Below are 25,401 nucleotides of genomic sequence, written 5' to 3'. Positions count from 1 at the left end.
GCCGCCTTTCACTTCTGGCCGATGAGGGCGCGGGCCTGGTCGGCCAGCACGGCGTGGCGGAACAGGGTGCGCAGCGGCGGGCGGCTGCCGAGGTGCGGCTCCAGGTGGGCGGCGAGCTGCGCGGCGAGCAGCGAGTGGCCGCCGACCTCGAAGAAGTGCGAGTCCGCGGAGAAGCGGTCGTGGCCGAGCACCTCGCGCCAGGCGGCGGCGATCAACTCCTGGGCGGGGTCGGCGAAGGCGCTCGGCGCGGTCTCCGCGTCGGTGGCCTCCTCGGCCTCGTCCGCCAGCCGGGCGAGGGCGGCGCGGTCGGGCTTGCCGCCGGGCAGGGTCGGCATCGCCGCGACGGCGGTCCAGCTCGCCGGGACGAGTCCGCCGGGCAGCCGGCGGGCGAGCGCCTCGTGCAGGCCGGCCTGGTCGGGGCGGTCGGTGCCCTCCAGGAATCCGAGCAGCCGGGGACCGGTCTGCGGGTCGGTGTGCAGCACCACCGCGCAGGAGCGGCCGCCGAGTTCGGCGGAGGCGGCGGCCTCGATCTCCTCCAGCTCGATGCGGTGGCCGCGGAGCTTGACCTGGTTGTCGGCGCGGCCGAGGAAGCACAGCCGGCCGTCCAGGTCGCGGTAGCCGCGGTCGCCGGTGCGGTAGACGCGGGCGCCGTCGAGCGCGGGGACGCTGACGAAGCGGGCGGCGGTCGGCTCCGGCAGGCCGAGGTAGCCGTCGGCCAGCATCGGCCCAGCGACGACGAGTTCGCCGACGCAGCCGGCCGGCAGCGGGCGCAGGGTGTCGTCCAGGACGTACATCCGGACGCCGTCCAGCTCGGTGCCGAGCGGGACCTCGGCGTCCGCGGCGACATCGGCGGCGGTCACCTGGTACACGGTGGAGGTGACGGTGGCCTCGGTGACGCCGTAGCCGTTCAGCACGGTGGTGTGCTCGATCAGGTCCGCGAGCGCCCGGGCGGGCAGCCGCTCGCCGCCGAGCACGAGCAGCCGGGGCGACCAGCGGTCGTCGCGCAGCGCTTCGCACAGGTCCTCGCGGACGGCGAGCAGGTAGCTGGTCGGCAGGTTGGCGACGGTGACGCCGCGGGCGGCGAGGACGGCCACCAGCTCGGGCCCGGTGGGCACCTCGCGCTGCGGCACGACCAGGGCGGCGCCGACGGCGAGCGCGGGCAGCACCTCCTCCAGCGCGACGTCGAAGGACGGCCGGGCGAACAGCAGCACCCGGTCGGCGGAGGTGAGTTCGTAGCGCGCGGCGATCGCGGCGACGTAGCCGGCGAGCGCCTCACGGCCGACCCGGACGGGCTTGGGCACACCGGTGGAGCCGGAGGTGTGGATCAGGTAGGCGGCGCCGTCCAGCACCTCGGCGGGCTCGGCCTTCGGGAACGCCGGGCCGTCCAGGAGCGCCGGGGTGACACCCTCGGCGGGCAGCGCGAGGGCGCTCTGCCGGGTGGCCAGGACGAGGGCCGGGCTCAGCCGCTCCAGCAGCAGGCCGAGCCGGGCGGCCGGGTCCTCGGTGGACAGCGGGGCGTAGACGGCGCCGTGGCGCAGGCAGGCGAGCAGGGCGACCACGCTGTCCGCGCCGCGCGGCAGGACGGTGGCCACCGGCTGACCGGGGGCGACCCCGGCGGCGCGCAGCCGCTCGACCAGCGCGGCGACGCGGCGGTCGAGTTCGCCGTAGCTGATCCGCTCGCTGCCGGCCAGCAGGGCGAGCGCGCTCGGATCGTGGGCGGCGGCCGGGTCGAGCAACGCCGGGGCGTCGGCGGGCCCGGCCGGGGCGTCCGCGGGCACGGTGGCGGGCGGCTCTGCAGCGGGCGCCGGGGCCAGCTCGGCGATCGGCGCCAGCGGGCGGTCGAGGTAGCAGCGCAGCAGCTCCAGCAGCCGCTCGGACAGCAGCACGGCCTCGGACTCGCGGAACAGGTCCGCGTCGTAGTCCCAGACCAGGGTCATGCCGGCGACGCCGTGCTTCTCGCCGACCACCCGGCGGTCGTCGGGCAGCAGCACCAGGTCGAGGTCGAAGCGGGTGGTGCCGGTGTTGAAGCCCTCGTACAGCGAGACCTCCAGCCCGGGCGCCTGGACGTCCGGCAGCGCCGCGTCGTGCGCGCTGAACATCACGTTCCACAGCGGGTTGTCGGCGCCGCTGGTGTGCAGGCCCAGGCGGCGGGTCAGCTCCTGCACCGGCAGGTCCTGGTACGGCAGCGCGCGCATCAGGACGTCGGTCACCTCGTCCACCGCCTCGGTGCCGGGCGCGGCGGGATCGAGCCGCAGGCGCAGCGGCACGGTGTTCACGAACATGCCGACGGTGCCCTCGAAGCCCTCCGGGCGGTTGCCGACGGCGGTGCCGACCACGAGCTCGCGGTGCCCGCTGTGCCGGCGCAGCAGCTCGGCGAGCAGGGCGAGCATGGTGCTGAACGGGGTGTGCCCGTCCGCCTTGCTGCGCTCGCGCAGCCGCTCGGCCAGGTCGGCGCCGATCGACTGGCGCAGCTGGCCGCCCCGGTGGCGGCGCTCGGCGCCCGGCCGGGCCAGCCCGGGCAGCGTGACCTCGCGCGGCGCGTCGGCCAGCTCCTTGGTCCAGAAGTCGAGTGCGCGCTCGCGGGACACGTCGGCGGCGGTCCGCGCGTGCTCCTCGTACGAGGGGGCGGCGGGCAGCTCGTAGGGCTCGCCGAGGACCTGGGCACGGTAGACGGTGAACAGGTCGCGCAGCAGGATCGCGAAGGAGTGGCCGTCGTGGACGAGGTGATGCTCGACGTGGATCAGCCGGTGGTGCTCCTCGGCGATCCGGACCAGGTGCCAGCGCAGCACCGGCGCCCGCTCGGTGTCCACCGGCTCCTCGGCCTCGGCGGCGAGCAGTCGCCGGAAGGCGGCGTCCGGGTCGTCCTCGGCGGTGAAGTCGCTGTGGCGCAGCTCCGGTCGACACCCCTCGGCGACCCGCTGGCCGGGCAGGCCCTCGGACCGGGGCACCAACTCCAGGCGCAGGCCCGGGTGGTGGTCCAGGACGGCGGCCAGGCCCGCGTGCAGCGCGTCCCGGTCGAGGGTGCCGTACAGGTCGAGGACGGCGGTGAAGTTGTAGGCGCGACTGCCCGGCAGCATCTGTTCGTGCAGCCAGACGATCTCTTGCGACGGAGAGAGTGCGAACATGGGCGGTTCCCTTGTGTGGTGGGCTTGTCGGCACGTCGGTGGTGGCGCCGGCGGCGGGCGTGGGGTGGTCCCGTTCCGGCTGGCGACCGGGGCGCACCGAGGTGACGGTGCGGTCCCGGGTCGGGGCATCTGCACGGTCGGGCCCGTCAGGGCCCGCGCGTCCAGGCGCGGTGGATCCGGCGAGGCGGATCCGGTGGGGGAGCTCAGGCCGCGCGGGAGGGCGCGGGAGGTCGGGCCGTGGGGGCTGGCTACGGGCTGTCGGGCCGTGCGAGGTCGGGCCGTGCGAGGTCGGGCCCTCGCGGTGGGGCGCGGGAGCGGTGCGGCGCGAGCCCCGGCCGGGGCGGGCGCGTTCGGCCCGGTGGCCCGGCTGTGGGAGTCCCGCGCCAGGTCGGCCGCCGGATACCGGTGGCAGGTCGGGCGCCGACGCCCGACGGAACGTCAGACGCCGTACCTCTGAAGCGGATCAGGCGAGCGCGCCCCGGCGGGGCCGGGCGTAGAGGTGCTGCCGCAGGACGGCGAGCAGGTCGGCGAAGGCGGCGTGGGCGTCGGTCTCGGCGAAGCGGTCGCTGTCCCAGGCGAGCCGGACCAGCAGGTCGTCGCCGTGCGAGGCGGAGACGGCGAGCGGGGCGGCGAGCGGTCGTCCGGCCAGGTGGGTCTCCCGGCCGGGCGTGCCGCCGAGCACCAGCGGCGGGCGGCGGTGCAGGTCCTCCAGGGTGAGCATGGCGTCCAGCGCGCCCGACCAGGCCGCCCCCGCGGTCCGTGCGGCGCGCACCACCTCGTCGAACGGGGTGCCGGCGTGGTCGAGGTCGTCCCACCAGGCGTCGGCGAGGGCGTCCAGGTCGTCCGTGGGGGTCGGACCGGCCGGGTGCACCAGGGTGTTGAGGAAGCAGCCGAGCGCGGCGGGCGCGCCGGGCGGGCGGCCGCCCCACGGGTAGCCGAGCGCGAGCGGGCCGTCCACGGGGTGCAGCCGGTGCGCGGCGGCCCCGACGGCGTCCAGCAGGGCCGGGAAGACCGCGCCGCGGGCGGCGCCCTCGGCGGCGGGCAGCCGCTCGGTGAGCATCCCGGTGGACGTGGCCGCGCCGCCGCCCGCCCCGGTCAGGGCGCCGAGCCGACGGCCCCAGTGGGCCTGGGCGGCGGCCCCGCCGGCGGCGTCCTCGGCGGCCAGTTGGAGCTCGACGGCCTGGCGGTAGTCGGCCAGCGCCTGCGGGCCGGGGCCCGCCGCCGGGGCGTCACCGCCCTCGTAGGCCTCGCTCAGCTCGGCGGTGAGCACCCCGAGCGACTGCTCGTCGCAGGCCGCGTGGTCCAGTGCGAGGGCGAGCAGCTCCTCCTCGCCGTCCGGGTCCCGGGCCACCAGCAGGCGCAGCGCGGGGCCGCCGGCGGGGCGGTCCAGCAAAGCCCGGCGCAGCGCCGCGCGGGCCGTGTCGCCGGGGGCGACGGTGATCCGGGCGGCCTCGGCCGAGGGGCCGCCGACCCGCAGGACGGGTGTGCCGCGCACGGTCGCGAAGCCGCCGGACAGGGCCGGGTGGTGGGCGGCGACCGCGGCCGCGGCGCGGGCCAGCCGCTCCACGTCGAGGGTGCCCCGCGGGTAGGCGAAGAACAGCGGGACGACGTCGGAGCGGTCGTGCGGCGCGAGTCGACGGGTGATCAGGAACCGTCGCTGGGCTCCGGTCAGCGGGAGCAGGTCAGCCGGGGAGTCCGCGGCAGCGCTGCGGTACCGGGCGAGGTAGGCGGAGGTGATGCTGGCGTGCACGGGAACGGTCTCCGGTTTCCGGTCGCGGCTCGGCAGGTCTGGGGTCGGTCAGTGGGTGCTGGGGCTCACGGCGGGCTCCTCGGCGGCGCGATCGGGGCTGCCCCCGGCGGCGCTGTCGGTTGTGGTCGCGGTGGCGTCCCCGCCGGCGGCGGTCGACCCGGTACCGTCCGGGCCGCCCGGCAGCTCCCGCATCCGCCGCAGCGGCGAGAGCAGCAGCGGCACCGGCACGAGCAGGAACCCGACCGCGCAGAGCCAGAGCGCGGCCCGCGGCCCGGCCGAGTCGGCGACGATGCCGCCGCCCAGCGCGCCGATCGGCAGCGTGCCCCACACCAGGAAGCGCATGGTGGCGTTCATCCGGCCGAGCAGCTCCGGCGGGCAGACGCTCTGCCTGAAGCTGACCTGGGCGACGTTGTAGGCGACCGCCCCGAACAGCACCACCCCGGAGGCGAGGCCGAACAGCACCACGCCCAGGCCGCCGTCGGACAGCGGCCACAGCACCGCGAACGGCGCCGTCACCAGCGTGGACAGCCAGATCAGCCGGGCTTGTCCGACCCACCGCGCCAGCCGGCCGGCGCACAGCGCGCCCGCCAGCCCGCCGACGGCGGAGACCGACAGCAGCACGCCGATGGCCCCCGGTGCCAGGTCGAGCACCCGCACCCAGAAGACGGTCTGCACGGCCATCAGCACGGCCGCGAACAGGTTGGACACCGCGGTGGCGGCCGCGATCGCCCGCAGCAGCGGGTGCCCGAGCACGAACCGGACGCCCTCCCCCACCTCGGCGCGCAGCGAGCGCCCGGGCTCCGGCTCCGCGAGCGGCTCCTCGACCCGGATCCGGGCGAGCAGCAGTGCGGAGACCAGGTAGCCGAAGGCGTCGGCCACGATGGCGAGCGGCGCGCCGAGCAGTTGGACCAGTCCGCCGCCGAGGCCCGGTCCGGCGATCTGCGCCGAGGACCGGACCGTCTCCAACGCCCCGTTCCCGTCGACCAGTTGCTCGCGCGGCAGGACGGCGGGCAGGAAGGACTGGTGGGCGACGTCGAAGAACACCGTCGCCACCCCCGTGACCAGCGCCACCAGGTAGAGCTGCGGCATGGTCAGCACCCCGAGCGCCGCCGCCGGCGGGATCGTCCCGACCGCCAGGCTGCGCACGAGGTCGGCGCGGATCAGCACCGGAAGCTTGCGCATCCGGTCCAGCCAGGCTCCGGCCGGCAGTCCGACCAGCAGGAAGGCGGCGGTCTCGGCGGCGGTCAGCAGGCCGACCTCGAACGGGGTGGCGTCCAGCACCACCACCGCCACCAACGGCAGCGCGACCAGCGTGACCTGACTGCCCGTCTGGGCCGCCGCGGCGCCGGTCAGCAGGAGCCGGAAGTCGCGGTGGCCGAACAGACGGGCCCGACGGGGGTGAGGCTTCTCGTTCATTGGTTCGACTTTCCGTCACCCCTTCGACACCGGGCAACCACCGGGTCCGTTTCCGGACGAACCGCCGGTCGGCCGGATCCCGCCACTCCCCCGACCGCCCCTTGCAGGCCCCTTACGCGCCCTTATGGCCCGGGCGCGGGGCGCACGCGGCCGGTCGGCCTAGGCGGCACGGGCCGAGGAGCACCCGAGACCCGTCGGCGGTCGGTCGTCCATTTCTCCGTCCGATATTCGGACCCCTACTTTCCGGCCATCGGACGCGGCCACTCAACTTGGCCGGATTCCGTGGAGTACCGCGAGGACGTCACCCCACCGTGATATGGGCGTGACCGACGGTGGCCGCCGTCCGACCATCGACCCGTCCGCCTGTCCACCCGTCCACCCGTCCGTATGTCGACGACCTGTCCACCCGACCTGCCGCGCCCTCAGCCCTCCGACCGACGGGTGATCGCCAGCACCGCCATGTCGTCGTCCCGCGGACCGCCGGTCCACCGCTCGACATCGGCCACCAGCGCGTCCAGCACCTCGCCCGGCCCGGCGACCGGCCCCAGCCCGGCCAGCCCGAGCACCGGGTCGTAGAACTCCCCCGCCGCGTCCCGGGCCTCGGTCACGCCGTCGGTCACCAGCAGCAGCGTGCACCCGGGCGGGAACGGCCGGCTCTCCGGCGCGGGCCGCGCGACCCCCAGGCCGCCCATCCCCAGCGGCAGCCCCGGGTCGGCCGCGTCCAACCGCAGCACGGGCGGCGCGAGACGGGCGTCGGCGCTCAGCAGGTACGGGCCGGGGTGCCCGCAGTCGAGCGTGCGCACCACCCCCTCCCCCAGCGGGAGCTCCACCAGCAGCGCCGTGATGAACCCCTCCATCCGCAGCTCCTCACTCATCTGGTGGGCCTCCCGGAGCAACGAGTCCTCCAGCGCGTCCGCGAGCGCCACCAGGTCCGCCACCCGGTGCGAGGCCTCCCGGAAGGCGCCCAGCAGCACCGAGACCGCCCCCACCGCCTGCAGCCCCTTGCCCCGCACGTCCGCGATCAGCACCCGGACGCCGAAGCGGGTGGTCTGCAGCGCGTAGGCGTCCCCGCCGATCAGCGCCTCGTCCTGGGCCGCGTGGTAGGAGGCCGCGACCGACAGCTGCCCCACCCGCCCCGGCGGCTCCGGCAGCACCGCCTGCTGCGCCGCCTCCGCCACCGACCGCACCCGCGCCAGCCGCCGCCCGTGCCGGGCCACCACACGGTTCACCCCGACCCCGAGCAGGGCGGCGAAGGCCGTGTTGGCCAGCTCCAGGAACCCGTCGGCGGTCCCGATCGACCCGTCCTGGGTGGACAGCACCAGGATCCCGGTCACATTGGCCAGTCCGACCGCACAGGTGTCCCGCAGGGTCAGCAGCGCCCCGGACAACACGGCGGCGGCGGCCAGCAACGGGTCACCCCAGTAGTCGGCCGGATCCAGCGAATTCCACACCAGCCCGCCGACGATCAGCAACCACGGCGCGGCCCGCACATACGGCGGCCACTGGGCGGACCTCGGGGGCATCGGCGACCTGGCTTCCGTCTCACCACCATCCGGAAGGGCTCCCTCCGATCGTAGCCACGTGCCGTCGGAACTCGCACGACGGATGACGTCGCCACCGACCGGACGGAGCCGCGCCGCGGGGCCCGCGGAATCCGACGCACCCCGACTCCTCCGAAGATCCCCCGCCCCGAGGCGGCGGGGCGTCGAGCCGACTCCCGAACCACCACCGGTGACGACTGCCCGGGTTCGACGGCGACCATGGTCGCGCGGAGCCGGGCGCTCGCTCCCTTAGCGCGCTCCGCACGGCTGGGCCAGACTGATCGGGGAGGTGAGGCAGTGATGGGACCGTTGCGGATCGCGCTGGTGTCCGAGAACATCAGTCCCCTCGCCGTGCCGGGGGGCGCCGACGCGGACCCGCTGGGCGCCCACGTCGCGGCACTGTCCCGGGCCCTCGCGCGCCGCGGTCACCAGGTGACCGTGCACACCCGGCGGAACGACGCCCGCCTGGGCGAGCACGTGCCGCTCTGCCCGGGCGTCCTGGTGCACCACGTGGGTGAGCGCCCGGCCCGGGACACCTCCGAGGAGGACCTGCTGCGCCACATGACGGCCTTCGGTGAGCGGCTCGCCGACTACTGGATCCACCACCCGCCGACGGTCGCGCACGCGCACTTCTGGACCTCCGGGCTGGTCGGTCTGCCCGGCGCCCACTACCTGGGCATCCCGTTGGTACAGACCTTCCACGCATTCGGCGACACGGCCGCACGGGGCCACCAGAACGGTGGCGGTGTCAGCGCGCCCGGCCGGATCGCCATCGAGACCGCGGTCGGGCAGCAGGCCGACCGCGTTCTCGCGACCTGCCGTGACGAGCTCGGTGTGCTGCGGGCCATGGGCATCCCCGAGGAGCGGATCCGAATCGTCCCGCGCGACGGATACCGCCCGGGGCCGCGTCGGCCGCGCGCATCGGCCCGACACACCTGGAGCCGGGCCGCGGCCCTCACCGAACTGGTCTACCGGGAGTCGCTGGGCGGGTAACCGCTCGGCCGGTCCGCCGGGGGCGCCCGCAGCGGGACGACCGCGTCCGTCGGGCCATGGCGTCCTCGCGGCCGTGAGCCGCCGGTAACCGGAACGCCGGGAGGCGGTCCGGCCTCAGGCCGCGACGGAGACCTGCTCCGCGGTCGCGACCGGACCGGCCGTGCCCGCGACCGGGCCGGCCGACCGGCGCCGCATCGCGGTGGCCCCGCCGACCGCCCCGCCGACCATCAGTCCCCCGGACAGCAGCGCGCCCCGCGCGCCCAGCGCCTGGATGGACACACCCAGCACGAGCGGTCCGCAGAGGCCCCAGACGGTGCTGACGCTGCGCCAGGCGCCCAGGACCCGCCCGCGCAGATGAGCCGGTGGGTCCGTCTGGAGGATCGTCGAGACGGCGGTGTCGCTCAGTGACTCCAGCACGGCCATCGGGACGACCAGCAGGGCGAGGAACAGCAACGTCGGCGAGAGCGCCGCGCAGCACTGGAGGACGCCGCCGGCCGCCGTCAGGGCGGCCACCAGCCGCACGGAGGGGCTCCGTAGCCGGCCGGCCAGCACCGCCCCGGTGATCCCGCCCCCGGCCAGGACGGTGGCGATCACCCCGTACTCCTGCGCTCCCCCGTGCAGGGCGCCGCTGACCAGCGCGGCGAGGGTCAGGCCGTAGTTGCGGCCCAGCATCGAGCCCAGCCCGGTCAGGCAGGCCAGCGCGACCAGGCGGCGCCGGCCGCAGAAGAAGGCGATGCCGTCCCGGACGCCCTGTTCACCGGGCGGCGGCCGGTGTGCGTCGGCCGGGACCACGCCCGCGGCCGGCCGTAGGAACGGGATGACCGCCGCCACCAGGACGAAGGAGATCCCGTTGACCACGTAGGCGCTCGCCATCCCGAACAGGGCGACGACGACACCGGCCGACGCGGTACCGGCCAGCCTTCCGACGCTGTGCACCACCGAACCGACCGAGATCGCTGAGGGGACGTCCTCCGGCGGGACGAGATCGTTGCCCAGCAGGGCGCAGGCCGGCCCCTCGACCGTGGCGACGAGCCCGGTGAGGACGGCCAGCACCATCAGCGCCGGAACACTGAGCGCCCCGAGGGCCACCAGGGCCGCCGTGGCGAAGGCGATCGCGGCCAGCACCGCCTGGCTGACGGTGGCCGTGAGCTTGCGGGGCCACCGGTCTACCGCGGCGCCGCCCACGAGTCCCAGCAGCAGGCCGGGGGCCACCTGGAGGGCGAGCGACAGCCCGGTGACGGCGGCCGAGCCGGTCAGCTGGAGGACCAGGAGGTTCTGGACGGTCAGCTGCATCCAGGCACCGGCGTTCGAGACCAGGTTCGCCAGCGACCACCAGCGCATGCTCCGGTGGCGCAGGGAACGCCACGGGGCGCGCGATCCGGCCGGGGTGGTCGGGGGGACGGCGGGACTCGGAGCAGGACGGGCCGGGCCGCGTCGCTGGACGGGGAGGAGGGCGGGCGGGGTCGCCGGCGGCGCCTTGGTGGTGGGCAGCACGTCTCACATCTGGATCGGGTGGGGGCGGGGAGGGCTCCAGGCAGGTGATCGCCGTACGGAAAGCCGGAGCGGCCCGGACGCCGGAGCGACGGAGCGGCGCCGTCCATCCTGACCGGTCGCGGCGGGATCTCGAACAGTCGATCGCGTCACACTGCCGCTGAAGGAGCCGTCGCACCGGCTTGACCAGCAGCGACGCCCACGTGGTGGCGTCTCTCACACGAGTCCGCCCGGGGGCGGTCCGGCGCGGCGTGACGCTTCGCGACCGGTTCGGCGCGGCCGGCCCTCGCCGTGCGCGGTCGCCCGGCGTGCGCGCGGCGGGGGGATCGTGAAGTCTGGTCGAAGGGGCGGACGGCCGTCCGCCCGGGCCCCGGTCGCGCGGGCCGCGTCGCCGGGCCCGGCGAGTGCCCCGACCCGGGCCCCTCCTGTTTCGCTTTCTTCCGGAAGGACGACGGCCGATGGAACAGGCTCTACGAGTGGACGGCATGTCCGGCTGCCTGCCGCTGGCGGGAGTGCTGGAAGGGGTGCGGGACGCCGTGGTCGTCGCCGCCCCGTTCGACGCCGCGGTCGCCGGCTTCGGTGGCTGCATGGCGATGCTGGCGGCGGCCGGGGTGCGACTGCGTGTCGTGGCGTCCGGCGCCGGGCCGGCCCCGCCCGCCGCGGCGCCGCGCGAGGTGCTGGCCTCCCTGGGCGCTCCGCAGGCGGAGCTGGAATGGCTGGAGGGAACACGCGGCGAGGAGGCCGTCCGCCGCCTGTCGTTCCTGGTGAGAGGGGCCGACCTCTGTGCCGCACCGTGGTGCGGGGACCGCGGGACCGCCGCCGGGGCGGCGCGGTGGGCCGCCCTGCTGGCGTGTTCACTGCGACTGCGTCCGCCGCTGGCGGAGTACTGGGTGCCCCGTCACTGCGCCGTCCCGCAGGGCTGCGGGGAACCCTGGCAGCGCGCCTCACGGGTGTCGCTGCCGCCCGGGGCCGAGCGTCTGAAGCGCCGCGCCCTGTACGCCGGCCGGTTCGCGGATCCGGCCTCCGGGCACACCGGTGGGGCGTCGGTGGGCGACACGCGGCTGGGCTCGCGCGAGATCCTCTTCCTCTGAGCGGCGGACGGACGAGCGGCGGACGGACGGACGGCGGACGGACGGCCGGTTCCTCGGGCAGGAGCGCGAACCGGCCCAGGGTGTCGAGGAGCTCGGCGCGGCGGTTGTTGCGTGATGACGGCGACGGCGACGCGCCGGTCGGTCATCGCGCCTCCCGGTCGACCGCGCCGGCTTCTTCCAGACAGGCCACGGACCTCTCCACCTCCGGAGGGAGGGGCCTGCGCAGCGCGAGCGCGGCGGGGATCCTGGGGAGCGCGCCGACCAGTGCCCGGGCGGCCTCGGGGTCCCCGGCCGCCTCCCGCAGGAGGCCCGCGCTCTGCCGGGCGACCTGCGGCCACGGCCGGCGCAGCCAGCAGGTGAGGAGTTCGTTGCGACGCATGCGCGCGAGCCGTCCGGGCCGGGGACCGGGGTCCGGGTCGTGGTGGGCGACGACCTGGGCGCAGTAGGCCACTCCCCACCCCGCGGCGGCCAGGTCGAGGGCCAGCAGGGCCTCCTCCCCGCCGAAGTGCAGCACCGGGTGGAACCCTCCCACCTCCAGGAACGCGCTCCGGCGGACGATGCTGGCACAGGCGAGGAAGCCCAGCACGGAAGGCCCCGGCAGGTCGGGGGCCACACCGAGCGGGGAGGTCGCGAGCCGGTCGTCGATGGGGTCGGCCCAGCCGCCGGGGCCGACGCGGGTCGCGGCCGCGAGCAGGCCGAGCCGCCGGTGCCGGTCGAACAGCCCGGCCGCCAGGGACAGTGCCCCCGGCCGCCACCACGAGTCGTCGTCGCTGAAGGCGACGTAGGGGGTGCCGAGCTGCTCGACGCCCACGTTCCGGGCCACCGCGCCACGGTTGCGGCGCAGGACCCGCACGGCGACGGCCGGGTGGCGTTCGCGTACGGCGGCCGCCGTACCGTCGGCGGAGGCGTTGTCCAGGACGAGGACGGGCGGGGCCTCGGGGAGGCTCTGGAGCCGGTCGAGGGTGTGCAGCAGGCGTTCCCGGCGGTTGCGCGTGATGACCACGACGCCGATCCGGGGTGCGGCGGTGGACGGGCTGTCCATCGGTTGCCGTCACCGCCTTCCGTCGCACAGGCGGGGCAGGGCCCGGAGTTCCGCCAGCACGTCGTCCGGGCCGATCCGCAGCAGCCGTGGGTCGGGCGCCTCGCCGTGCGCGTCACCGGGCCGGTCGTCGTCGAGCCGGTCCGGCCGCCACAGGATCCGGTGGCGGGCGTCGGCCGGAGGGCCCCAGAGCCGGGGCGACACCGGGCCGAAGAGGGTGACCGAGGCCGTGCCGAGGGCCGTGGCGAGATGGGAGAGGCCGGTGTCGCCGGCGACCACGGCGCTCGCCTGCGCGACCAGCGCCGCGAGGGTCTCGAACGGTACGTCCGCGGTGCCGCCGAGGACCGAACCCGGGGGCAGGCCGGCGAGGGCGGCCACCTCGTGGGCGAGTCCTGCCTCTCCCGCACCGGCGGTGACGACCACCGGCCGACCGGTGCGGCGCAGTTCCCGTGCCACCGCGGCGAAACGGGCGGCCGGCCAGCGGCGGGCCCCCGCGTCCGCGCCCGGGTGCACCACCACCGCTCCGGGAGCGGGGGAACGGGCCACCGGCCGCCGGATGAGCAGGTCGCCGGGGTCCGCGGCGATGCCGTGGCACCGCAGCAGGCGGCACCAGCGGTCCCGTTCGTGTTCGTCCGCGCGCCACGTGGCGCCGGCGGGCTCCGCCGCCGCGTAGCCGATCAGCCGCCCGGGCCGCACGGCCCGGAGGGGCCGGAGGCTCTCCTCGCCGCAGCCGTGCAGGTCGACCGCCAGCGCCGGCGCGGGCCCGTCCCAGCGCAGTTCGCCCGGCACCTGGCGCCCAGGGGCGTCGGTGGCCAGCAGCCGGTCGACGCAGCCGGTGACCGCGACCGCGGGGGCCAGCCGGCCGGGCGCCGCCAGGATCAGCTCGTGGCCGGGGTGGTGGCGGCGCAGGGCCCGCAGGGCCGGGACCCCGGTGAGCAGGTCCCCGAGGCCCAGCGCGCGCAGGACGAGCAGGCGCGGCCGGGTGTCGGGCGCGCTCACGCTCCCGCCCCGGCGGCCCTCGGTCCGCCGGAGCCCGCGGCGGCGGCCCGGTCGGCCAGGGCGGTCGTGGACCGGCCGCTCAGATAGGGCAGGACGAGGGCGTGACCGCCCCATTCGGCCAGCACCTCGGCCTCCGGCAGGGCGTCCACCGTGTAGTCGCCGCCCTTCACCCAGACGTGCGGCCGCAGGGCGCGCAGGACGGCGTGCGGGGTGTCCTCCTCGAAGACGGCGACGGCGTCGACGCAGCCGAGCCCCGCCAGCACGCTGGCCCGGTCGGCGACCGGGTTGAGGGGCCGTCCGGGGCCTTTGAGCCGTCGGACGGAGTCGTCGGAGTTCAAGCAGACCACGAGGCAGTCGCCCAGCCGGGCCGCCGACTCCAGCAGGCCCACGTGTCCGGCGTGCAGCAGGTCGAAGCAGCCTCCGGTGGCGACCACCGTCCCGCCCCGGGCGCGGACGGCGGCCGCCAGTGCCGCGGCCGCCACGGGCTGCCGTGTCGCGGGCCGGGCGCCCGGTTGCCGGCGGGCGACCGCGCCGGCACCGCCCGAGGCGACGAAGTCCGTCGCGGCGACCACCCCGCTGTGCACCGCCTCCTCGGTGATCGCCCCCCGGGCCAGGGCCACTGCGGCGCACGCCGCGAAGCAGTCGCCGGCGCCGCACGGGTCGCCGCTCGCCCCGTAGGGCGCGGGAAGCAGGATCGGACTGTCGGTGCCGCGGCTCAGCAGGGCGCCGCGCGCACCGAGGGTGACCGCCACCGCCGCCGCCCGCCAGTGACGCGCCAGGAGCGCGGCCCGCAGGGTGTGGTCGGCGAGGCGCTCCCCCGCGCCGGCTCCGGCGTCGAGGGCGGCTGCCATGGACCGCGCCTCCGCGGCGTTGGGCGTCACCAGCCGTGCGCCCGGGACGGGTGGACCGCCGCGCGGGTGCGGGTCCCACACCAGCGGACAGCGTCGCGCGGCCGCGGTGAGCAGCGGCCCGAGCACACCCGCCACGCCCCGGCCGTAGTCGGACACCAGCACGGCTGCGGCGGAACCGAGCACCCGGCGGGCGGCGTCGTCCGGCGCGCCGGGGCGCCCACCACCGCGGTCGATCCGTACCAGAGGCCGTTCGTCGACCCGGATCCGGGTCTTGACCGGGATGTCGCCGTCCAGCGGGATCTCGGCCAGCCCGACCCGGCCCGCCAGGGTCCGCCGCAGCTCGGCCGCGGCCTCTCCCCGGCCCAGCGCCGTGAGCAGGACCACCTCCTGGCCGGTGCGCGCCGCCAGCGCGGCGGCCAGCGCGGCGCCCCCGGGGCGGCTGCGCTCCGACTGGACGTCGACGACCGGGACGGGCGCGTCGGGGGCGAGCCGGGTGGCCGCGCCGTCGACGTCGATGTCGAGCAGGCTGTCGCCGACCACCACGAGCGGCCCGTTCACGCGACCTCACCCGCCGGCCGGGCGTCCTCGGTCACGGCGTGCCCGCCGGTGCGGCGGGCCAGGGCCGCGTCGAACGCCTCACAGATCAGGTGGAGGGCCATCAGGTGGACCTCCTGGACGGTGGCGGTCGTCGCCGAGGCGACGGCGAGGGTCTCGTCGGCCCGCCCGGCCAGCGGGTTGGGCGCGGGGCCCGTCATCGCCCACACCCCGAGACCCGCCCTCCGGCCGGCGTCCGCCGCCCTGAGCAGGTTGCCGCTGCGCCCCGAGGTCGACATCAGGATCAGCACGTCGCCGGGCCGCCCGTGCGCGGCCACCTGGCGGGCGTACACCTCCTCGAAGCCGTAGTCGTTGCCGATCGCGGTCAGCGTGGACGTCTCGGCGTGCAGCGCGAGCGCGGAGAAGGGGGGCCGTTCGACGCGGTAGCGGCCGACGAGTTCGGCGGTCAGGTGCTGGGCCTGCGCGGCACTGCCGCCGTTTCCCGCGACGAGCAGGCGCCCACCGGCCGGCAGCAGGCCGGCCAGGGCCTGGCCCCAGCTGGTCAGCAGCGGCAGTTGCCCACCGCGCAGCGTCCGCACCGCGTCCTCCAGCGCCGCGCAGTGCCGCGCGGCCTCCGCGAGGTCGTGCGCCGACTCGTGGAAGTGAGCGCTCATCACAGTCCTCCCGACGGTGCTCCGGTACGGGCCCACGACGGCTGGGCCGCGGGGAAGGGGCGTACCGTCTCCCGGTAGATCTTCTCGGTGTTCGCCGCGACCCTGTCCCAGCCGTAGAAGGCGAGGACGCGACGGCGCCCGGCCGCCCCGAAGTCGCGGCGCAGCCGGTGGTCCCCGAGCAGCCTGGCGGCCGCGGCCGCCAGCGCCGCACCGGACCCGGCGGGCACCAGCAGGCCCGTCCGGCCGTCGGCCACCGTGTCGAGGTGGCCGCCGACCGCGGTCGCGACCACCGGCACCCCGCACGCCATCGCCTCCAGCGGGACGATGCCGAACGGCTCGTAGTGCGCGGGGCAGACCACCAGGTCGGCGCTGCGCAGCAGGGCCGGCATCCGGGTGCTGGGCACGCCGCCGAGCAGGACCAGGCGGTCCGCCACACCGTGGTCGGCCGCCAGCGCACGCAGCCGCCCGCACTCCGGTTCGGTGCCCAACCGGTCGGCCGGGGGGCCACCGGCGATCACCAGCTCGGTGTCGGGCAGCAGGGCGAGCGCCTCCAGCGCCGTGGCCCCGCCCTTGCGCGCCACGAGCCGCCCGACCATGAGCAGCCGGTGCGGTGCCGAGCGCGGCGCCACGTCCCCCCGCGGGCTGAACCGCTTCGGGTCGACACCGCACGGCACGATCCTGACGCGGTCGGCGGGGACGCCCATCGCGAGGAGTTCGGCCACCTCGTCGCTGCAGGTGGCGATCGTGCGTGCGGCCGTTCGGCCCACGTGCGACTCCAGCGCGATCCGCTGGGCGGGGCTGCTGTCCTCGTGACCCTGGTGCCGGCGTTTGACCGTACCGAGGGCGTGATACGTGTGGGCGACCGGTATGCCCAGGTGCCGGGCTCCCCGCAGGGCGGCCAGCCCCGACATCCAGAAGTGCGAGTGCACGATGTCCGGTCTGCGACGGCTCCAGTAGCGCGCCAGATGGTCGCCGAACTCGGCCATGTAGGGCAGGAGTTGGTCTTTGGGGACCGGGTGGGCCGGTCCGGCCGGGACGTGGTGGACGACGACGCCCGGGCGCATCACGACCTCCTCGGCCGTTCCCGCGCTGTCCCGCCGGGTGTGGACGACCACCCGGTGGCCCCGGTCGGCCAGGGCAGCGGCGAGTGCGGCGACGTGGACGTTCTGGCCACCGGCGTCCACACCGCCGAGCACGGCCAGCGGGCTGGCGTGTTCGGACACCAGGGAGACGGTCAGCGGTCCGGTCATCGTGCCACCTCGTCGATCAGGCGGTCCCAGTCGTCCAGGAACCGTTTCAGTCCGTAGCGGCCGAGCGCCGCCTGCCGTGCGCGCATGCCGTCGGCCTCGGCGGCGTCGGCGTCCGTGAGGTAGTGGCGGACGGCTTCGGCCAGCTCGGCGGTGCTGGTGGAGACCACGCCCGCGCCGGGTGGGACGGCCCTGGCCACCTCGGTGGTGGCCAGGGCGACCACCGGCATGCCCAGGTGCATGGCCTCCAGCAGGGAGAGGCCGAGCGAGGTCCAGCGCACGGGATGGAGGTAGAGGCGGCGCCGTGCCATCTCGGCGTGCAGCCGGGCCTGGGGGAGGTCGGCGACCCGGCAGCGGTCCTCGGACAGGCCGAGGTGGGCGGCGAGCCCGGCGGTGCCCATGCCGAAGACGTCCAGAGGGCCCTGCCGCGCGAAGAACGGCAGCAGGTCGGTACCGGTCGTGCGTCCCCGGCGGACCGGATCGTTGACCACCACGGCCGAGCTCGCCACGGAGCCGGTGTACCGGTGGCCGGGATCGACGATGCCGTGCTCGATCACCTCGCAGCGGGTGCGCCCGCAGTCCCAGAACAGCCGGTTGAACTCCGTGACGTGGACGACGACCAGGTCGTCCCGGTCCGCCATCGGATGGCGGGTGTCCGGGACGTCGCCGTGCGGACTGTTGTGCTCCAGGTACACCGCGGGGATGTCCCGTCCCGGTCGGCGGCCCAGCCACCGGGTGGCGAGGTCGGCCTCGTGCGGCCGCTGGAGCACCACCAGGTCGAACTCGGCGGACCGGAGCTCCTGCGGAGTCCGCTCCACCACTGCGGCCGGCCAGTCGAACGTCACGGCGCGTCCGAGTCCGTCCGGTCCGCGATCGGGCAGGGCCGGCACCGTGTAGGTGTGGGAGCCCTGGACGAACGCGGTCGTCCAGGAGCCGTGCACGTGCCACAGCAGGATGTTCATGAGCTCACCTTCCTGGTGCTCGGCCGGGCGGGCGGGAACTGCCCGCCCGGACCCGGCACCGCTCCGCTCGTCAACCGGTCCACCGCCCCGGCGATCTGGTCGCCGGTCAGGGTGTCCAGGCAGGGGTGGCCCTCGACGGGGCAGACCCTGGCCCGGCTCGCGGCGCACGGCGCGTCCTGCCGCCCCAGCAGCAGGTGCGGCACGCCGAACGGCCGCCACCGCTCGGCCGGCACGACCGGTGAGAACAGGCTCACGACCGGAGTGCCGACGGCGGCGGCCAGATGAGCCGGACCGGTGTTGCCCGCGACCACGGCGTCTGCCGCGGCGAGGACCCCCGAGAGGGCCCTGAGGTCGGTGCGGCCGCCGAGGTCCAGGGCGTGCGCCCCCGCGACCCCGGCGGTGAGTTCCCTCTCCGCCGGGCCTCCGGTGACCACCACCCGCCGTCCGGACTCCGTCAGTGCCCGCACGGCGGCCGCGAGCACCGCGGAACCGGCGGCGCGGGCGGGAACGGCCGCGCCGGGATGGACGACCACGTACGGGTCCGGACCGGTCAGGTGCCGCGGGTCGGGTGGTGGCAGGACCCGCAGCCGGCCGTCGTCGTGCGGGGGAAGCGGGAATCCCGCTGCCCGGGCCAGGTCGAGGGCCGCCTCGGCCTCGTGCCGGCCGGGCGCGCGACGGTGGCGCAGATCGAGCAGCGAACCGGGGTAGTCCTCGCAGTCGGCGGCGACGGCGCCCACGCCGGCCAGCCGGAGCAGCAGGGCCGTGGGCAGCGGGCTCTGGTGGAAGGAGGTGAGGACGAGGGCGCGGTCGAAGCACTGCCGGGCGAGGCCGCTCACGAGCGCCCGGACGTTCCCGGGGTCCAGCGGCGGCGGGTCCAGGCCGACCCAGGGAGCCTCCCAGACGATGGTCCGGTCGACCCCGGGCAGGATCTCGGCCGCCGCCGCGCCCTGGGGTCCGCAGAGCAAGGCCACGTACGTGGAGGAGGCCGCGGCGGCCCGCACGGCGGGCCCGGCGAGCAGGACGTCGCCGGCGCTGTCGAGGCGCACGACGAGGGTCCTCCTCACGCGGGCCGCCCGGCGGGAAGGAGGTGACCCAGCGCGGTCCGGACGGCCGCGCCCAGGTCGCTCGCGACGTTCCTCGCCGCGGCCGTCTCCTCGGCGCGGGTGACGGGGTTGGGCACCAGGACGGGGAACGCCCCGGCGGCCTCGGCCGCGGCACCGTCGGACCCGATGTCCCCGATGACGACCGTCCGCCGCGGCGGCACGCCCAGCACCCGGCAGGCGGCCAGGACCAGACCGGGGGCGGGCTTGCGGCAGCGGCAGCCGTCCTCGGGGCCGTGCGGGCAGACGGCCCAGACGTCCACCGGCCCGAGAAGCCTCTCGATCCGCCGGTTCACCGCGTCGACCTGCTCCCGGGTGAGCAGGCCGCGCGCCACCCCGGACTGGTTGCTCACGACGCCCACCCGGATCCCGGCCGACCGCAGGGCCGCAACGGCCGCGGTCGCGCCGGTCACCAGGCGCACGGCACCGGGATCGCCGTTGTACGGCACGTCGTGGACGAGGGTCCCGTCGCGGTCGAAGAGCACGGCCGCGCGCTGGACCCCCGGAGGGCCCGTGGCGCCGGCGGGCCCGTTCGCACGGATCCAGGGCAGCAGGCCGCTCGCGGCCGTGCGGTCGGGCGCCGGCCCGGCGGGTTCGGTGGAGTCTGCGGGAAGGGTCATGGTGGGTGTTCTCCTCGGCTGCGCCCCGCGGGGCTCAGTGGTGGGCCGGAACCGGTCGTCCGCCGTCGGTCGAGTGCGCGGACCCGGCGTCCGGCGCGGGCCGCCAGGGCGCCACGCGGCGGTGCCGCAGGCAGCCCGCGGCCCAGTGGTAGCCGGCGGCAGGGGGGATCGCGGCGCTGGTGAGCAGCATCGTCGTGACTTCGTCCGCGCGCCGCGGCCCAGGAGCGATCCTGGCCAGCGCGAACTCCCCGGTGCCCGCCAGCCAGAGCCCTGCCAGTGCCAGGCAGGCGCGGGGGCGGCGGGCCAGTACGGCGGCGGCGGCGCCGACCAGGCACCCGGTGATCGCCAGGTGCCGCGGCAGCCGGCCGCGGGCCGCCCCGGCCCGGTGCCACCAGCGCCGGCCGTGCAGACGGTTCATCAGGACGTCGTCCGCGTTGCCGGCCTGCTGGCGCAGGGAGACCCAGCGGTCGGCCGGCCGGACGGGGTGCAGGGTGGTGCGTCCGCCCCGGGTGAGCTGCCAACCCGCGTCGAGGACGCGCAGCGCCAGGTCGGCGTCCTCACGGAACGCCCTCCGGAAGCGCTCGTCGAAGCCGCCGACCTGCTCCAGGACGGCGCGGCGGTACACCATGTCCGCTGTGATCCACAGCGACCGGGCGAGCCCCGCGGTCGACCGTTCCCAGTCGGTCGGCCGCCGGTCGGCGGGCAGCGGCACCACGATGGTGCCCTGGCTCGCGCCGGTGCGCCGCCCGCAGGCGGCGAGGTCGGCGGCCAGGTCGGCCGGCCAGGTCGGGCCGGGCACCGTGTCGTCGTCCAGGAAGGCGATCCATTCCTGCCCGACGCTGCGCCAGCCGGCGTTGCGGGCGGCCGCCGGGCCGTTCCCGCAGCCCGCCACCACCGAGATCCGGTCCCGGAGGGACGGCGGGACCTCGACGTCCAGCGGCCCGCGGTCGGTCAGCGGCCGGTCGTCCACCAGCACCACGCGTTCCGGTGCCGGGCCGCGTGCCCCGGCGAGTGCGGCGAGGGTGACGGAGAGACTCGGCCGGCCGAGCGTCGGGATGACCACCGCGTACGAGGGATCGGTGCCGTTCGTCATGCCCGCGCCCCCGACCGGTCCGGCCCGGCGAACAGCGTCCCACGGCGGACGACGAACGGGCCGAGGGCGAGCAGGTCGATCGGCGCGGAACCGAAGCACTCCAAGGCGTCCCGGACGTCGTCCACCATCGGGCGTCCCGCCGTGTTGAGGCTGGTGTTGACGACCACGGGGAGGCCGGTGAGCAGCTCGAACCGCTCCAGCATCCGTGCCGTCAGCGGGTCGTCCACGGGATCGACGCTCTGGATCCGGGCCGTGCCGTCCACGTGGACCACGGCGGGGATCCGGTCACGCCACTCGGGTGCGACCTCGTGGACGAACAGCATGTAGGGGCTCGGGTGCCGGCCACTGAAGATCTTCGGCGCCCGGTCGGCGAGGACCATCGGCGCGACGGGCCGGAACTGCTCCCGCCCCTTGACGTCGTTCAGCCGTTCGAGGTTCCCGGCCCGGCCGGGGTGGGCGAGCAGCGAGCGGTGGCCGAGCGCGCGCGGGCCGAACTCGGAGCGGCCCTGGAACCACGCGACGATGCCGTCCGCGGCCAGCTCCCGGGCCACCTCCGCGGCGACGTCCTCCGGCCGTTCGTAGGGGACGGCGGCGCCGCGCAGCCAGGCCTCCAGCTCCTGGTCGGACCAGGACCGGCCGAGGTCGACCCCGGCCATCGGTTCCGGCTCCTCCCCGGCCGAGGCCGCCAGGTGCAGCGCGGCGCCCAGCGCGGTGCCCGCGTCCCCCGCTGCCGGTTGCACCCAGACCCGGTCGAACGGGCCCTGCGCCGCGATGCGGGAGTTCGCCACGCAGTTCAGCGCCACCCCGCCGGCCAGTGTCAGCAGGCGGTCGTGGGTCCGTCCGTGCAGCCAGCGGGCCAGGTCCAGCAGTACCTCTTCGAGCACCCGCTGAGCGGAGCACGCGAGGTCCGCGTGGGCCGGAGTCCACTCCTGGCCGGGCCGCAGGGCCGGTGCGAACGCGGCCCACGGCACGCCGGCGGCGTGGAACCCGCCGTCGCCGGTGGAGTAGACGTGCCGGCGCAGTTCCGCCACCGAGGTCGGCGACCCGTAGGAAGCCATCGCCATCACCTTGTACTCGTCCGAGGACCGGAGGAACCCGAGGTGCTGGGTCAGCTCCTCGAACACCAGGCCCATCGAGTGCGGGAGTTCCTGCGCCGCGAGCTGCTCCAGCCGCGGACCGACCCGGCGGGCGGCCAGGTGCGACGTCGCCTCGCCCCGGCCGTCGAGCACCAGCACCGAGGAGGGGTCGTTCTCCCCGTCGGCCGCGAAGGCGGCGGACGCGGCGTGCGCGACGTGGTGCGGGACGAACCTGACCTTGGCGGGATCCAGGCCCGGCAGCGCCTCGGCGAGGAAGTTCGGGGCCTCCCGGGCGTAGGTCAGCCTCAGGTGGTCCCAGGGGTCGTCCAGTCCCATCTGCTCGGCGGCCCGGGCGAGCGCCGGATCGAAGGAGTAGCCCACCAGGTCGAGTTCCTCGGGGCGGATGCCCGCGTGGTCCAGGCACCAGCGAGCGGCCTGTTCGGGCAGCTCCCACGCGGAGAACGGCAAAGGACACTTGCCGTGCTTACGGCGGCTGAAGCGTTCTTCCTCCGCTGCGGCGACCGTCCGCCCCTCGACGACGAGGGCGGCGGCAGGGTCGTGGAAGAGGGCGTTGATGCCGAGAATGCGCATGGTCGTGCGGCCTTCCGGATCGGCGGCGGGCCCCGCCCGTCAGGGGGTGGGCGGGGTCGGAGCGGGCTGCTCAGGCCTCGGGGTGCTCGCGGAACCAGTCGATGGTGCGGGCGAGTCCCTCGCGGGCCGGCACCAGCGGCTCCCAGCGGAGCTTTCCGCGGGCCAGGGTGATGTCGGGGCACCTGACCGCGGGGTCGTCGGTCGGGCGCGCGATGAACTCCACCGTCGACGTGGAGCCGGTGAGCTCGATGACCAGCCGGGCCAGTTCCACCATGGTGAACTCGGTGTCGTTGCCGAGGTTGACCGGACCGGCCAGCTCGCTGAAGGCCATGGCGAGGATGCCGTTCACGGTGTCGCTCACATAGGTCAGGGAGCGGGTCTGACTGCCGTCACCGGTCACCGTCAGGGGCTCGCCGGCCAGGGCCTGGCGGATGAACGTCGGTACCGCCCGCCCGTCGTGGGACCTCATGCGGGGCCCGTAGGTGTTGAACAGGCGGACGATCGCGGTGTCCACCCCCTCGACGGCGGCCTCGGCCGTGGTCAGCGCCTCGGCGAACCGCTTGGCCTCGTCGTAGACGCTCCGCGGCCCCACGGGGTTGACGTTGCCCCAGTAGGTCTCGCTCTGCGGATGCTGCAGCGGATCGCCGTAGACCTCCGAGGTGGAGGTGAGCAGGAACCTCGCGCCGTGCCGCTGGGCCAGTGCCAGCGCGTTGCGGGTGCCCAGGCTGCCCGTGTCGAGGGTGTGGACGGGCAGCCGGAGGTAGTCGGCGGGCGAGGCGGGCGAGGCGAGGTGGAGGACGAGGTCCACGGGCCGGTCGACGTCCAGCCGGTCGGCGACGTCCGCCTCACGGAGTTCGAAACCTGGGCGGCCGGCCAGGTGGCGCACGTTGTCCGGCGAACCGGTGCAGAAGTCGTCGACACAGGTGACGGCGTGGCCGAGCCGGACGAGTTCCGTGCAGAGGTGGGAACCCACGAAACCGGCCCCTCCCGTCACGACGGCGTGCATCTGGTCGGTCGGCAAGCGCTCCATGGATGTCCTTTCGGTCGTCGCGGACCTCCGGTCCGCCGCCCCTGAACCACCTTTGGCACCCCCGGGCCGTCCCGCCACTCGGCCCACCGCGCGCCCCGGCCACCGCCCCGCGCCGCACCCCGCACCCGCGGCTCGGCCGCCCGGGCCACCGCACCGGGCGGGCAAGGCCTCCGGACGGTTCGGAGCCGGCGGCACGACCCCGACGACGGGCGGTGCTCCATCCGAAGGAACGACGGTCGGCCCCGTCACCCGCTCCACCCGGTCGGGGCCGGTGGTCGGTTCCGTCACCAGCGCCCTCAGCAGCACGCTGTCGCTCGTGGTCGAACTCTTCGGGCGGTGCCCCGCCCGGCCGCGGAGAGGCACCACCGCGGCCGCCCCGCCAGCTCCTCGGGACGGCGGCTCTCGGGACCGCGGCACGGCGGGACCGCGGCACGGGGGAGGGCGGCACCGCGGAGGGCGGCGACCGGGAGGCCCGATCAGCCGCGGCGCGGTGGGCGCCCGACCGGTGTCCGGGCCGACCGGTGTCCGGGCGGGGGCGGTATCCGGGCCGGGGGCGGTCCACCCACCGCCCCCGGCCCTACCCGAGCAGGTCCCGGACGGCGTCCTCAACCGGCCCGTGGGTGGCGACCGGACCTCCCGCCGCCCCGAGGCCGTCGAGGGCCACGGCGATCGTCCGGCCCTCGTCGTAGAGCTCGATCAACCGCGGGTTGATGTAGGAGGCGCGGCACACGGCCGGGGTGTTGCCCAGGTAGTCGGCGACCTCGCGCACCACCCGGGCGGCGGCGCGGCGCCGTCGGGCCGGCGACTCCCCGACCGCCGGCTCGGAGACGGCCAGGCCCACGGCGGCCAGGACCGTGGCGTTCCACGTCCGGAAGTCCTTGGCGGTCAGGTCCGTGCCGTCCGTGCCAGGCGCGGGTCGGCCGCCCGCGGCCGAGTGCCGCGGGCGGCGCGCGGTCACCGGTCGGGGTGCCATTCGACGAGCACGACGGTGGCGTCGTCGCGCAGGCGGTGGTCGCGGTGGGCCAGGAGGGCGTGCATGAGCCGGCGCAGGGCCTCGGGCGCGGGGTGGCCGCCGGCGGTGGCGCGGACGACGGTGTCGATGAGGCGCTGCTCGCCGAACAGCTGGCCGGCGGCCGAGCGGGCCTCGGTGACGCCGTCGGTGTGGACCAGGATGCGGTCACCCGGCTGCAGACGGGCCTGGTGGACGGGCACCGGCCGCTGGTGCCCACCGATGCCGAGCGGGGGGTGCGCCTGGCGCTCCAGCGCGCCGGGCACGACACGGCCCGCGCGGATCAGCAGCGGCGGCGGGTGGCCGCAGTTGACCCAGGACAGGCGCCCGGTGACGGTGTCGAGGTCCGCGATCACCGCCGTCAGCAGCCGGTCCGGGATCCAGCGGGTCAGCGTGGTGTCGATCGCCTCCGCGATGTCCGCGAGGGTGCCGTCCGCGCGGCGGGTCGAGCGGCAGGCCGCGAGGGCGACGGCGCTCGCCCCGCCGGAGGCGAGGTCGTGCCCCATCGCGTCGACCACGGTGAGGTGGAGGAGGTCGTCGGCCAGGCTGTGGTCGAAGGCGTCTCCCGCGACCTCGTACGCGGGCTCCAGGACGGCACTGGAGGTGACGCGCCTGGTCCCGACGGTGCGCGGGGGTACGAACGCCCACAGCAGCTCCGACTGCAGGCTCATCGGGCGGGTTCGGACCGTACGCACCAGAACGTCGCCGAAGGTGGACTTCGACACGAGCAGCAGCGTGGCCAGCGAGGCCAGCGCGAGGGCCCGTTCCAGCACCGGCCCGGGGCGGACGTGCACGCCGACGCGCAGCACGCCGACGCGCTCGATGCCGTCGACCAGCGGCACCCAGCCCACCTCCGGCGGCCCGGCGGCCGTCTCCGTCAGCGCCGTGCGGTAGGCGCGGCCCGCCAGCGTGCTGTCCACGTCCAGTGCCTCCGGCGGCTCGCGCAGCTCCGGATCGGGCAACGGCACCAGGACCCGCTGCTGGAGGTCGGCCAGGTAGACCTCCGCCGATCCCAGGCCCAGCGACCGCGCCGCACCGGTCACCAGGCCGGGGAGTTCCTGCGGTGCGATCCGGTGCGAGGCCTCCAGCACCCGCGCCAGCACCGCCCCGAGCAAGGCGTCGCCCCTGTACGGCGCCTCACCCGCACCCGGCCCGCCGACGCCCATCCG

Annotated in this window: 19 protein-coding genes and 1 pseudogene; 2 read left to right on the top strand and 18 right to left on the bottom strand. The window is 76.3% G+C overall.

Annotated elements, in window-relative coordinates:
• Positions 1-8: 8 nt before the first annotated feature.
• From ACIF6L_RS28710 to ACIF6L_RS28695, 4 genes are all read right to left on the bottom strand, one after another.
• Entirely contained in the window at positions 9-3,125 is a 3,117-nt protein-coding gene (locus ACIF6L_RS28710; protein WP_396489772.1) for an amino acid adenylation domain-containing protein, read from the bottom strand.
• Positions 3,126-3,588: 463 nt separating this feature from the next.
• Complete coding sequence (locus tag ACIF6L_RS28705; protein ID WP_396489770.1) at positions 3,589-4,875, bottom strand: non-ribosomal peptide synthetase; 1,287 nt, start codon at positions 4,873-4,875, stop codon at positions 3,589-3,591.
• Between the two features lie 48 nt (positions 4,876-4,923).
• Positions 4,924-6,291 carry an MFS transporter gene (locus tag ACIF6L_RS28700; protein WP_396489768.1) on the bottom strand — a complete coding sequence of 456 codons (1,368 nt, stop codon included), beginning with the start codon at positions 6,289-6,291 and terminating at the stop codon, positions 4,924-4,926.
• Between the two features lie 422 nt (positions 6,292-6,713).
• Positions 6,714-7,814 (bottom strand): PP2C family protein-serine/threonine phosphatase, encoded by a 1,101-nt coding sequence (locus ACIF6L_RS28695; RefSeq protein ID WP_396489767.1) that lies wholly within the window; start codon positions 7,812-7,814, stop codon positions 6,714-6,716.
• A gap of 318 nt (positions 7,815-8,132) precedes the next feature.
• Here ACIF6L_RS28695 and ACIF6L_RS28690 point away from each other — a divergent pair, with 318 nt between their 5' ends.
• On the top strand, positions 8,133-8,825 hold the full coding sequence (locus tag ACIF6L_RS28690; protein ID WP_396489765.1) for a glycosyltransferase: 693 nt from the start codon (positions 8,133-8,135) through the stop codon (positions 8,823-8,825).
• Positions 8,826-8,939: 114 nt separating this feature from the next.
• On the opposite strand, the gene ACIF6L_RS28685 is transcribed toward ACIF6L_RS28690, so the two are convergent.
• Entirely contained in the window at positions 8,940-10,319 is a 1,380-nt protein-coding gene (locus ACIF6L_RS28685; RefSeq protein ID WP_396489763.1) for an MFS transporter, read from the bottom strand.
• 455 nt (positions 10,320-10,774) lie between these two features.
• Between ACIF6L_RS28685 and ACIF6L_RS28680 the strand changes: the two genes are divergently transcribed.
• Positions 10,775-11,407: a hypothetical protein gene (locus tag ACIF6L_RS28680; protein WP_396489761.1), complete on the top strand. Its 633-nt coding sequence runs from the start codon at positions 10,775-10,777 to the stop codon at positions 11,405-11,407.
• A 142-nt stretch (positions 11,408-11,549) separates the two neighbouring features.
• Here ACIF6L_RS28680 and ACIF6L_RS28675 read toward each other — a convergent pair whose 3' ends face one another.
• From ACIF6L_RS28675 to ACIF6L_RS28615, 13 genes and pseudogenes are all read right to left on the bottom strand, one after another.
• On the bottom strand, positions 11,550-12,449 hold the full coding sequence (locus ACIF6L_RS28675; protein ID WP_396489759.1) for a glycosyltransferase family 2 protein: 900 nt from the start codon (positions 12,447-12,449) through the stop codon (positions 11,550-11,552).
• A gap of 9 nt (positions 12,450-12,458) precedes the next feature.
• Entirely contained in the window at positions 12,459-13,445 is a 987-nt protein-coding gene (locus tag ACIF6L_RS28670) for a glycosyltransferase family 9 protein (RefSeq protein ID WP_396489757.1), read from the bottom strand.
• Complete coding sequence (gene rfaE2 / locus ACIF6L_RS28665; RefSeq protein WP_396489755.1) at positions 13,442-14,854, bottom strand: D-glycero-beta-D-manno-heptose 1-phosphate adenylyltransferase; 1,413 nt, start codon at positions 14,852-14,854, stop codon at positions 13,442-13,444. Before rfaE2 ends, ACIF6L_RS28670 begins: the two co-directional genes overlap by 4 nt.
• Positions 14,851-15,504 carry an SIS domain-containing protein gene (locus tag ACIF6L_RS28660; protein ID WP_396489753.1) on the bottom strand — a complete coding sequence of 218 codons (654 nt, stop codon included), beginning with the start codon at positions 15,502-15,504 and terminating at the stop codon, positions 14,851-14,853. The genes rfaE2 and ACIF6L_RS28660 overlap by 4 nt, the downstream gene beginning before the upstream one ends.
• Complete coding sequence (locus ACIF6L_RS28655) at positions 15,504-16,754, bottom strand: glycosyltransferase (RefSeq protein WP_396489751.1); 1,251 nt, start codon at positions 16,752-16,754, stop codon at positions 15,504-15,506. Before ACIF6L_RS28655 ends, ACIF6L_RS28660 begins: the two co-directional genes overlap by 1 nt.
• Positions 16,751-17,713 (bottom strand): glycosyltransferase, encoded by a 963-nt coding sequence (locus ACIF6L_RS28650; protein ID WP_396489749.1) that lies wholly within the window; start codon positions 17,711-17,713, stop codon positions 16,751-16,753. The genes ACIF6L_RS28655 and ACIF6L_RS28650 overlap by 4 nt, the downstream gene beginning before the upstream one ends.
• Positions 17,710-18,759 carry a glycosyltransferase family 9 protein gene (locus tag ACIF6L_RS28645; protein WP_396489747.1) on the bottom strand — a complete coding sequence of 350 codons (1,050 nt, stop codon included), beginning with the start codon at positions 18,757-18,759 and terminating at the stop codon, positions 17,710-17,712. The genes ACIF6L_RS28650 and ACIF6L_RS28645 overlap by 4 nt, the downstream gene beginning before the upstream one ends.
• A gap of 14 nt (positions 18,760-18,773) precedes the next feature.
• Positions 18,774-19,433 (bottom strand): D-glycero-alpha-D-manno-heptose-1,7-bisphosphate 7-phosphatase, encoded by a 660-nt coding sequence (locus ACIF6L_RS28640; RefSeq protein WP_396489745.1) that lies wholly within the window; start codon positions 19,431-19,433, stop codon positions 18,774-18,776.
• 34 nt (positions 19,434-19,467) lie between these two features.
• Complete coding sequence (locus ACIF6L_RS28635; RefSeq protein ID WP_396489744.1) at positions 19,468-20,526, bottom strand: glycosyltransferase family 2 protein; 1,059 nt, start codon at positions 20,524-20,526, stop codon at positions 19,468-19,470.
• Entirely contained in the window at positions 20,523-22,193 is a 1,671-nt protein-coding gene (locus ACIF6L_RS28630; RefSeq protein WP_396489742.1) for a carbamoyltransferase, read from the bottom strand. Before ACIF6L_RS28630 ends, ACIF6L_RS28635 begins: the two co-directional genes overlap by 4 nt.
• A gap of 70 nt (positions 22,194-22,263) precedes the next feature.
• The gene (locus ACIF6L_RS28625; protein WP_396489740.1) at positions 22,264-23,223 is read right to left on the bottom strand and encodes an NAD-dependent epimerase/dehydratase family protein; all 960 of its coding nucleotides are present in this window, start codon (positions 23,221-23,223) and stop codon (positions 22,264-22,266) included.
• A 577-nt stretch (positions 23,224-23,800) separates the two neighbouring features.
• A pseudogene (locus tag ACIF6L_RS28620) lies at positions 23,801-24,121 on the bottom strand (DNA topoisomerase IB); the annotation flags it as partial.
• Positions 24,122-24,177: 56 nt separating this feature from the next.
• Positions 24,178-25,398, bottom strand: a complete 1,221-nt coding sequence (locus tag ACIF6L_RS28615; RefSeq protein WP_396489739.1) for a PP2C family protein-serine/threonine phosphatase — start codon at positions 25,396-25,398, stop codon at positions 24,178-24,180.
• Positions 25,399-25,401: the final 3 nt, after the last annotated feature.

Source organism: Kitasatospora sp. NPDC086009 (genome assembly GCF_044540385.1).
In the GTDB taxonomy this organism is placed as follows: Bacteria; Actinomycetota; Actinomycetes; order Streptomycetales; family Streptomycetaceae; genus Kitasatospora.
The sequence above is the reverse complement of the archived record's forward strand: the minus strand, read 5'-3'. Positions and strand labels throughout refer to the sequence as shown.

What these genes read in the sequence shown, in the direction of transcription:
- ACIF6L_RS28690 (WP_396489765.1), top strand. Translation starts at nt 8,133, where the DNA reads ATGGGACCGTTGCGGATCGCGCTGGTGTCCGAGAACATCAGTCCCCTC.
- ACIF6L_RS28695 (WP_396489767.1), bottom strand. Translation starts at nt 7,814, where the DNA reads ATGCCCCCGAGGTCCGCCCAGTGGCCGCCGTATGTGCGGGCCGCGCCG.
- ACIF6L_RS28625 (WP_396489740.1), bottom strand. Translation starts at nt 23,223, where the DNA reads ATGGAGCGCTTGCCGACCGACCAGATGCACGCCGTCGTGACGGGAGGG.
- ACIF6L_RS28630 (WP_396489742.1), bottom strand. Translation starts at nt 22,193, where the DNA reads ATGCGCATTCTCGGCATCAACGCCCTCTTCCACGACCCTGCCGCCGCC.
- ACIF6L_RS28660 (WP_396489753.1), bottom strand. Translation starts at nt 15,504, where the DNA reads ATGAGCGCTCACTTCCACGAGTCGGCGCACGACCTCGCGGAGGCCGCG.
- ACIF6L_RS28640 (WP_396489745.1), bottom strand. Translation starts at nt 19,433, where the DNA reads ATGACCCTTCCCGCAGACTCCACCGAACCCGCCGGGCCGGCGCCCGAC.
- ACIF6L_RS28635 (WP_396489744.1), bottom strand. Translation starts at nt 20,526, where the DNA reads ATGACGAACGGCACCGATCCCTCGTACGCGGTGGTCATCCCGACGCTC.
- ACIF6L_RS28680 (WP_396489761.1), top strand. Translation starts at nt 10,775, where the DNA reads ATGGAACAGGCTCTACGAGTGGACGGCATGTCCGGCTGCCTGCCGCTG.
- ACIF6L_RS28675 (WP_396489759.1), bottom strand. Translation starts at nt 12,449, where the DNA reads ATGGACAGCCCGTCCACCGCCGCACCCCGGATCGGCGTCGTGGTCATC.
- ACIF6L_RS28615 (WP_396489739.1), bottom strand. Translation starts at nt 25,398, where the DNA reads ATGGGCGTCGGCGGGCCGGGTGCGGGTGAGGCGCCGTACAGGGGCGAC.
- ACIF6L_RS28710 (WP_396489772.1), bottom strand. Translation starts at nt 3,125, where the DNA reads ATGTTCGCACTCTCTCCGTCGCAAGAGATCGTCTGGCTGCACGAACAG.
- ACIF6L_RS28650 (WP_396489749.1), bottom strand. Translation starts at nt 17,713, where the DNA reads ATGAACATCCTGCTGTGGCACGTGCACGGCTCCTGGACGACCGCGTTC.
- ACIF6L_RS28655 (WP_396489751.1), bottom strand. Translation starts at nt 16,754, where the DNA reads ATGACCGGACCGCTGACCGTCTCCCTGGTGTCCGAACACGCCAGCCCG.
- ACIF6L_RS28700 (WP_396489768.1), bottom strand. Translation starts at nt 6,291, where the DNA reads ATGAACGAGAAGCCTCACCCCCGTCGGGCCCGTCTGTTCGGCCACCGC.